The following is a 7,113-nucleotide window of genomic DNA, read 5'->3' on the forward strand; positions in this document are numbered from 1 at the left end:
CTCACCGTTGGGTCTGAATGATGGCGCAGGCAGCCTTAGCGGGCTGCGGAGCCTTCCACGTAGTCCACGTCCTGCTGCTGCCAGGAGAACAGGGCGCGCAGCTCGCGGCCAACAGCCTCGATGGGGTGCTGCTCTGCCTTGGCACGCAGTTCCTTGAACTCCACGCCGCCGTTGTCCTGATCCTCGATGAAGCGCTTGGCGAATGCACCGGACTGGATGTCGGCCAGGACGGCCTTCATGTTTTCCTTCACCTCAGGGGTGATGACGCGCGGGCCGGAGACGTAGTCGCCGTACTCCGCGGTGTCGGAAACGCTCCAGCGCTGCTTGGCGATGCCGCCCTCCCACATGAGGTCGACTATGAGCTTGAGCTCGTGCAGCACCTCGAAGTAGGCGATCTGCGGCTGGTAGCCGGCCTCGGTCAGGGTCTCGAAGCCGTACTGGATCAGCTGGGAGACGCCGCCGCAAAGCACTGCCTGCTCGCCGAAGAGGTCGGTTTCGGTCTCTTCGGTGAAGGTGGTCTTGATGACGCCGGCGCGGGTGCCGCCGATGGCCTTGGCGTAGGACTTGGCCAGCTCCCAGGCGTTGCCGGACGCGTCCTGCTCGACGGCGATGATGTCCGGGATGCCGCGGCCGGCCTCGAACTCGCGGCGAACGGTGTGGCCCGGGGCCTTCGGGGCCACCAGGATGACGTCAACGCCCTCCGGTGCCTGGATGTAGCCGAAGCGGATGTTGAAGCCGTGCGCGAAGGCCAGGGCCTTGCCCGGGGTCAGCTTGTCCTTGATGGAGTCGTTGTAGATCGCGCGCTGGTGCTGGTCCGGTGCCAGGATCATGATGACGTCGGCCCATTCGGCGGCGTCGGCGACGTTCTTGACCGTGAAGCCTGCATCCTGTGCCTTGGCGGCGGACTTGGAGCCGTCCTTCAGGGCGATGACGACCTCGACGCCGGAATCGCGCAGGTTGAGTGCGTGGGCGTGGCCCTGGGACCCGTAGCCAACGATGGCAACCTTGCGGCCCTGGATGATCGAGAGATCGGCGTCGTCGTCGTAGAACATTTCAGTCACTTGCGTAACTCCTCTTGAGTGTTGTGTAGGTAGTGGTCTTGCGGTGCTGCGGTTACGGGCGCGGTGCCGCCAGGGCTTGAGGCCTAGGCGGAGCGGAGCGCCCGGTCACTCATGGAGCGGGATCCCCGTCCAACGGCCAGGGTGCCGGACTGCACAATTTCGCGGATGCCGAAGGGCTCCAGCACTGAGAGCAGTGCCGTGAGCTTTTCGGGGTGGCCGGTGGCCTCAATGACGACGGAGTCGGTGGACACGTCAACCACTGAGGCACGGAACAGGTCTGCGGCCTGGGTTACCTGCAGGCGTGTTGCGGCATCCGCACGTACCTTGACCAGGATGTGGTCGCGCTGTACGGAAGATTCTGGGGTGAGCTCAACGATCTTGATGACGTTGACCAGCTTGTTGAGCTGCTTGGTGACCTGCTCGATGAGGTCGCCGTCGGCGTCGACCACCACCGTCATGCGGGACACGCCCGGCACTTCGGTGGGGCCGACGGCCAGGGAGTTGATGTTGAAGGCGCGGCGGGCGAAGAGGCTGGCCACGCGGGTCAGGACGCCGGGCTTGTCCTCAACCAGGACAGAGAGTGTGTGGCGGCTCATGCTCAGTCTTCCTCTTCCCATTCCGGGGTCATGTTGCGGGCAACCTGGATCTGGTCGTTGCTCACGCCGGCGGGCACCATCGGCCACACCATGGAGTTGGGGCTCACCACGAAGTCGATGACCACGGGGCGGTCGTTGATTTCGAGGGCCTTCTGGATGGTGGCGTCGATGTCCTCCTCGCGTTCAACACGGAAGGACGCGCAGCCGTAGGCCTCCCCCAGCTTAACGAAGTCCGGGATGCGGACGGTGTCATGGCCGGTGTTGAGGTCGGTGTTGGAGTAGCGGCCCTCGTAGAAGAGGGTCTGCCACTGCCGCACCATGCCCAGGGAGGAGTTGTTGATGACGGCAACCTTGATGGGGATGTTGTTGATGGCGCAGGTGGCCAGTTCCTGGTTGGTCATCTGGAAACAGCCGTCACCGTCGATGGCCCAGACAACACGGTCCGGCTCCCCCACCTTGGCGCCCATGGCGGCCGGGACGGCGTAGCCCATTGTGCCCGCGCCGCCGGAGTTCAGCCAGGCGTGGGGGCGCTCGTACTTGATGAACTGGGCGGCCCACATCTGGTGCTGGCCCACGCCGGCCACGTACACGCCTTCGGGTCCGGTCAGTTCACCAATCCGCTTGATGACCCGCTGCGGTGCGATGAGGCCGTCATCCGGTTCGGTCCAGCCGAGCGGGTAGGTTTCCTTGAGGTTGTTCAGGAACGCCCACCAAGTGGTCAGGTCCGGGGTGCCGGAGGCCTCGAACTGGCTGCGCACCGCCTCGGTCAGTTCCGGGATGATCTCCTTGACGGAGCCGACGATGGGTACGTCGGCAGTGCGGTTCTTGGAGATTTCGGCGGGATCGATGTCGGCATGGATCACCTTGGCGTTCGGCGCGAAGGTCTTCAGCACGCCCGTGACGCGGTCGTCGAAGCGTGCGCCCAGGGTGATCAGGAGATCGGACTGCTGCAGGGCCGTGACGGCGGAAACGGTGCCGTGCATGCCCGGCATGCCCACGTGCTGCGGGTGTGAGTCGGGGAACGCGCCCTTGGCCATCAGGGTGGTCACCACCGGCGCGCCGGTTGCTTCCGCGAGGGCGAGAAGTTCGGCCGAGGCGTGTGCCTTGACCACGCCGCCGCCCACGTACAGCACGGGCTTGGTGGAGGCGGCAATGAGCTTCGCGGCCTCCCGCACCTGCTTGTTGTGCCCGCGCGTCACCGGCCGGTAGCCGGGCAGGTCGATCTTCGGCGGCCAGGAGAAGGTCATCTGGCCCACCTGGGCATCCTTGGCTACGTCCACCAGCACGGGACCGGGGCGCCCGGTGGATGCCAGGTGGAAGGCCTCGGCCATGACGTGCGGGATGTCGTTGGGGTCGGTCACCAGGAAGGAATGCTTGGTGATGGGCATCGTGATGCCCACGATGTCGGCTTCCTGGAAGGCGTCGGTGCCGATCACGCCGCTGGATACCTGGCCGGTGATGGCCACCAGGGGCACGGAGTCCATGTGGGCATCCATGATGGCGGTAACGAGGTTGGTGGCGCCGGGGCCCGAGGTGGCGATGCAGACGCCCACCCGGCCGGTGACCATGGCGTAGCCTTGCGCGGCGTGGCCGGCTCCCTGTTCGTGACGGACCAGCACGTGGTTCATGGTGGAGGCCATCAAGGGGTCGTAGGTGGGCAGGATCGCGCCACCAGGCAAACCGAAAATATCGTCGACGCCGAGTTCTTCGAGCGAGCGGACGATTGCTTGCGAGCCGGTCATCACCGTCGGGGGTACGACGTTGTTCGGCCCAAGGACAGGAGAGACGGCGGCAAGGTCGGCGACGACGGCGGCATGGTCAGCCGTCCGGTCGGCGCGTTCCGGAGCCTTGGCGGCTCCAGCGGACTTGGTGGCCATCAGCGAGGGGCTGATGGGCGATCCTTTGCTCATCGGACTCTTCCTTGTGGATCTTCTCTGGTTTTGGAACTGGTTTGGAACGGTGGGAATAAAAAAACCCCTCGGCCTGGCGGCTGGTGAGGGGTTTGCGCGTGACGGTTCGTTACCAGGGGGCTAATGTGCCACGCGCTTGGTAAGGACGACGACGACGGTGCCGGCGGTAACGAAAGTCATGCGTTCAGTTTTCCCTCTTGGCAAGATGGGTGTCAACGAGCAACAACCCTATCTCACCATGTGGACTACACTGTCCACGGAATGACCCTACCCCAAACTTCCGGCGCGGGCGCCGTCAGCCTGGGGCTCCTCGGGTCACCCCTCATTAAGCCCTGCCGCCTCCGGCGGGGCAGTCCCGGGAGGCGCCCATGGAACTCACATCAGCCGGTGTAGGCGCCTTGGCTGGCGCTGTGGACAAGCTTGGCGTACTTCGCCAGGACGCCCTTGGTGTACCTGGCCGGCAGCGGTTCCCACCCCACCTTGCGGGCCTCGAGTTCCGCTTCGTCCACCAGCAGGTCAAAGGTGCGTGCGGCGATGTCCACCCGGATCCTGTCTCCGTCCTTCACGAAGGCAATGGGGCCGCCGTCGACCGCTTCCGGCGCGACGTGGCCGATGCAAAGGCCGGTTGTGCCGCCGGAGAACCTGCCGTCCGTGAGGAGCAGGACATCCTTACCCAGGCCGGCACCCTTGATGGCTCCGGTGATGGCCAGCATTTCGCGCATGCCCGGGCCGCCTTTGGGGCCTTCGTAGCGGATGACGACGACGTCGCCCGCCTTGATCCGGCCGTTGTCCAGCGCATCCAGGGCGCCCTGTTCACGCTCGAAGACGCGGGCGGTGCCTTCGAAGACGTCGGCGTCGAAACCGGCGCTCTTGACCACGGCCCCCTCGGGGGCCATGGAGCCGTGCAGGATGGTGATGCCGCCGGTTTTGTGGATCGGATTGTCCAGTGCGCGCAGGATCTTGCCGTCAACGTCCGGCGGATTGATCGCCTCGAGGTTTTCCGCGACTGTCCTGCCCGTGACGGTGAGGCAGTCGCCGTGGAGCAGGCCGGCGTCGAGCAGTGCCTTCATGATCACCGGCACGCCGCCGATCCGGTCGACGTCGGTCATCACGTAGCGGCCAAAGGGCTTCAGGTCCCCAAGGTGCGGGATTTTGTCACCGATACGGTTGAAGTCGTCAAGGGTGAGCTCCACCTCGGCTTCGCGTGCGATGGCGAGCAGGTGCAGGACCGCGTTGGTGGAGCCGCCGAAGGCCATGGTGACGGCAATGGCGTTCTCGAAAGCTTTCTTGGTCATGATGTCCCGTGCGGTGATGCCCAGGCGCAGGAGGTTGACCACGGCTTCGCCGGACTTCCTTGCGAACTCATCGCGACGGCGGTCTGCCGAGGGCGGGGCAGCGGAGCCGGGGAGGGACATGCCCAGGGCCTCGCCGATGCAGGCCATCGTGTTGGCGGTGTACATGCCGCCGCAGGCGCCTTCACCGGGGCAGATCGCTTTTTCGATGCGGGTCAGGTCCTCCATGCTCATCCTGCCGGCGGCGCAGGCGCCCACGGCCTCAAAGGCGTCGATCAGGGTGACTTCCTTCTCCGACCCGTCCTCGAGCTTGACCCAGCCGGGCATGATGGACCCGGCATAGAGGAAGACGCTGGCAAGGTCCAGGCGCGCGGCGGCCATGAGCATGCCGGGCAGGGACTTGTCACAGCCGGCCAGCAGCACCGATCCATCAATCCGCTCGGCCTGCATGACAGTTTCCACCGAGTCGGCGATGACTTCGCGGGAGACCAGGGAGAAGTGCATGCCTTCGTGGCCCATGGAGATGCCGTCGGACACGGAGATGGTGCCGAACTGCATGGGGAAGCCGCCGCCTGCGTGGACGCCTTCCTTCGCGCCCTGGGCAAGCCGGTTCAGTGACAGGTTGCAGGGAGTGATTTCGTTCCAGGAGCTGGCAACACCCACCTGGGGCTTGGCGAAGTCGTCGTCGCCCATGCCGACCGCACGGAACATGCCGCGGGCAGGGGCGGCGTGGATCCCGTCGGTGACGACGCGGCTGCGCGGCTTGATGTCAGGTGTGTTCCCAGTGGCGGCGGTCCGGCTCTCACTCATAGGGGAAAGTCTAGGGCTCACGTGTGGCGGACACGACTGCCCTGCCCGCATTAAGTCCAAATGCCGCATATGACCGGCCGTATAGTCGATCAGCGCCCCGGTTCTCGGGGTGGCTGGAGTCGTTCCACGCCCTCTGCCCCCCGAAACCACTCCTGGCGGCGCCTCCTGCACGGGCCGCCTGTCTCTCTGGACAGCGGTGGTGGCCCGACGTAGCGTCAGGGACAGGACACCCATCCACCTGTACCGAAGGACTTGCCATGGACATTCTTTTTTGGATCATCCTCATTGTCGTCGTCGCCGTCATCATCTGGTGGCTGCTGAAACGCAACAAGGCAGCCAACCCGCCCGGCGCGCCTGGCGCAGCACGGACTGATACAGCACGCCCAGAGCCGGCCCGGCCCGGCGGAGCGCTGGGCGGCGGCAGCGCGGCGGCATCCGCGGAGGCTGTGGGAACCACCGCCATCCCGACCGCGGCGGGCTTCGGCAAGCCGGCCGAACCTCCGGCGCCGGCCACCGCCGACGAGCCTGCGGAATCCTCCGCCGCTACGGACAGCGGGGCGCGGGCAACTTCCGACGCCGGAGCAGCCCCGCAGGTAGCTTCCGACGCCGGCACGGAGCGTGCGGAACGAGCCCACCAGGACCAGGCCGTCGAGGCCGACCAGGCCGCGGACCAGGCGGAGTGGGAGACCCAGTGGTCGGAGGCCGGAGCCGTGCCGCGGTCAGGTTCCTCCGCCACGTCGTCCGCCGCGGCCGGGGCGGCAACGCCATCGGAGGCTCCGGAAGCGGCCACTCCCCCGCCGGCCGGCCAGCAGGCGGTGGCCACCGAAGGAACACCAGCAGCGCGGCCTGTGCACCACGACGAATACACGGCACCGCATGCTGCCACGCTGCCCGGCGCCGAAACCGCCGCCGTCGAAGGCGCGGATGACGACCTCAGTGCCGGCGTTGGACAGGGCGCCGGAGAGGCGGCCCCGCCGACGGCGGACAGCCATGAGGCAGCGGTCCAACAGGACACGGGGGCACCGGTGGAGGCCCGGAATGACGCAGGAACTGCCGAAACGCTGGAGCGGGCGCAGTCCTCCGCGCTGGTCGAGAACGGGGCGGACCACCTCCAGCGCTCCGGGCAGGAGCAGGGCACCGGGCAGGGGCTGGGTGCGGCACAGGGAACGGCCGTCACCGAGCCCGGCGGGCACCTGGCGGCAGACGAGCCGTACGGGGCAGGGTCGGCCGCCCCGGGCCCCGACGGGAGCGGCCCGGCTGACTACACCGTCAAGGGCGACGCAGCAGCGATGGTGTACTACGAAGAGGGACACCCGGAGTACGAGCAGACCCGCGCGGAAGTCTGGTTTGAATCCACTGCGCACGCCGAGGCCGCCGGCTTCCGCGCCCCGCGCCGCAAGCGGCTCTAGCAGCAGGAGAAGGCCCGCCGCATCGCGGCGGGCCG

At 66.9% G+C, this 7,113-nt stretch carries 5 protein-coding genes; 1 reads left to right on the forward strand and 4 read right to left on the reverse strand.

Annotated features, from left to right (window positions below; all coding sequences use genetic code 11):
• Nucleotides 1-35: 35 nt before the first annotated feature.
• The 4 genes from ilvC to ilvD form a co-directional block, all read right to left on the reverse strand.
• Nucleotides 36-1,061, reverse strand: a complete 1,026-nt coding sequence (gene ilvC / locus VXJ37_RS12070) for a ketol-acid reductoisomerase (RefSeq protein WP_141941976.1) — start codon at nucleotides 1,059-1,061, stop codon at nucleotides 36-38.
• Nucleotides 1,062-1,144: 83 nt separating this feature from the next.
• Complete coding sequence (gene ilvN / locus VXJ37_RS12075; RefSeq protein WP_043453275.1) at nucleotides 1,145-1,657, reverse strand: acetolactate synthase small subunit; 513 nt, start codon at nucleotides 1,655-1,657, stop codon at nucleotides 1,145-1,147.
• 2 nt (nucleotides 1,658-1,659) lie between these two features.
• Nucleotides 1,660-3,567 carry an acetolactate synthase large subunit gene (locus VXJ37_RS12080; RefSeq protein WP_331323271.1) on the reverse strand — a complete coding sequence of 636 codons (1,908 nt, stop codon included), beginning with the start codon at nucleotides 3,565-3,567 and terminating at the stop codon, nucleotides 1,660-1,662.
• 380 nt (nucleotides 3,568-3,947) lie between these two features.
• Entirely contained in the window at nucleotides 3,948-5,669 is a 1,722-nt protein-coding gene (gene ilvD, locus VXJ37_RS12085; RefSeq protein ID WP_331323272.1) for a dihydroxy-acid dehydratase, read from the reverse strand.
• 257 nt (nucleotides 5,670-5,926) lie between these two features.
• Here ilvD and VXJ37_RS12090 point away from each other — a divergent pair, with 257 nt between their 5' ends.
• A complete protein-coding gene (locus VXJ37_RS12090) occupies nucleotides 5,927-7,078 on the forward strand; it encodes a sunset domain-containing protein (RefSeq protein ID WP_331323273.1) in 1,152 nt (383 codons plus the stop codon).
• Nucleotides 7,079-7,113 lie beyond the last annotated feature (35 nt).

The sequence above is a fragment of the Pseudarthrobacter phenanthrenivorans genome, assembly GCF_036455295.1.
In the GTDB taxonomy this organism is placed as follows: Bacteria; Actinomycetota; Actinomycetes; order Actinomycetales; family Micrococcaceae; genus Arthrobacter; species Arthrobacter phenanthrenivorans_C.

Bases quoted from the DNA above. Each gene is read 5' to 3' on its own strand.
- ilvN (WP_043453275.1), bottom strand. From the start codon at position 1,657: ATGAGCCGCCACACACTCTCTGTCCTGGTTGAGGACAAGCCCGGCGTC.
- VXJ37_RS12080 (WP_331323271.1), bottom strand. From the start codon at position 3,567: ATGAGCAAAGGATCGCCCATCAGCCCCTCGCTGATGGCCACCAAGTCC.
- ilvD (WP_331323272.1), bottom strand. From the start codon at position 5,669: ATGAGTGAGAGCCGGACCGCCGCCACTGGGAACACACCTGACATCAAG.
- VXJ37_RS12090 (WP_331323273.1), top strand. From the start codon at position 5,927: ATGGACATTCTTTTTTGGATCATCCTCATTGTCGTCGTCGCCGTCATC.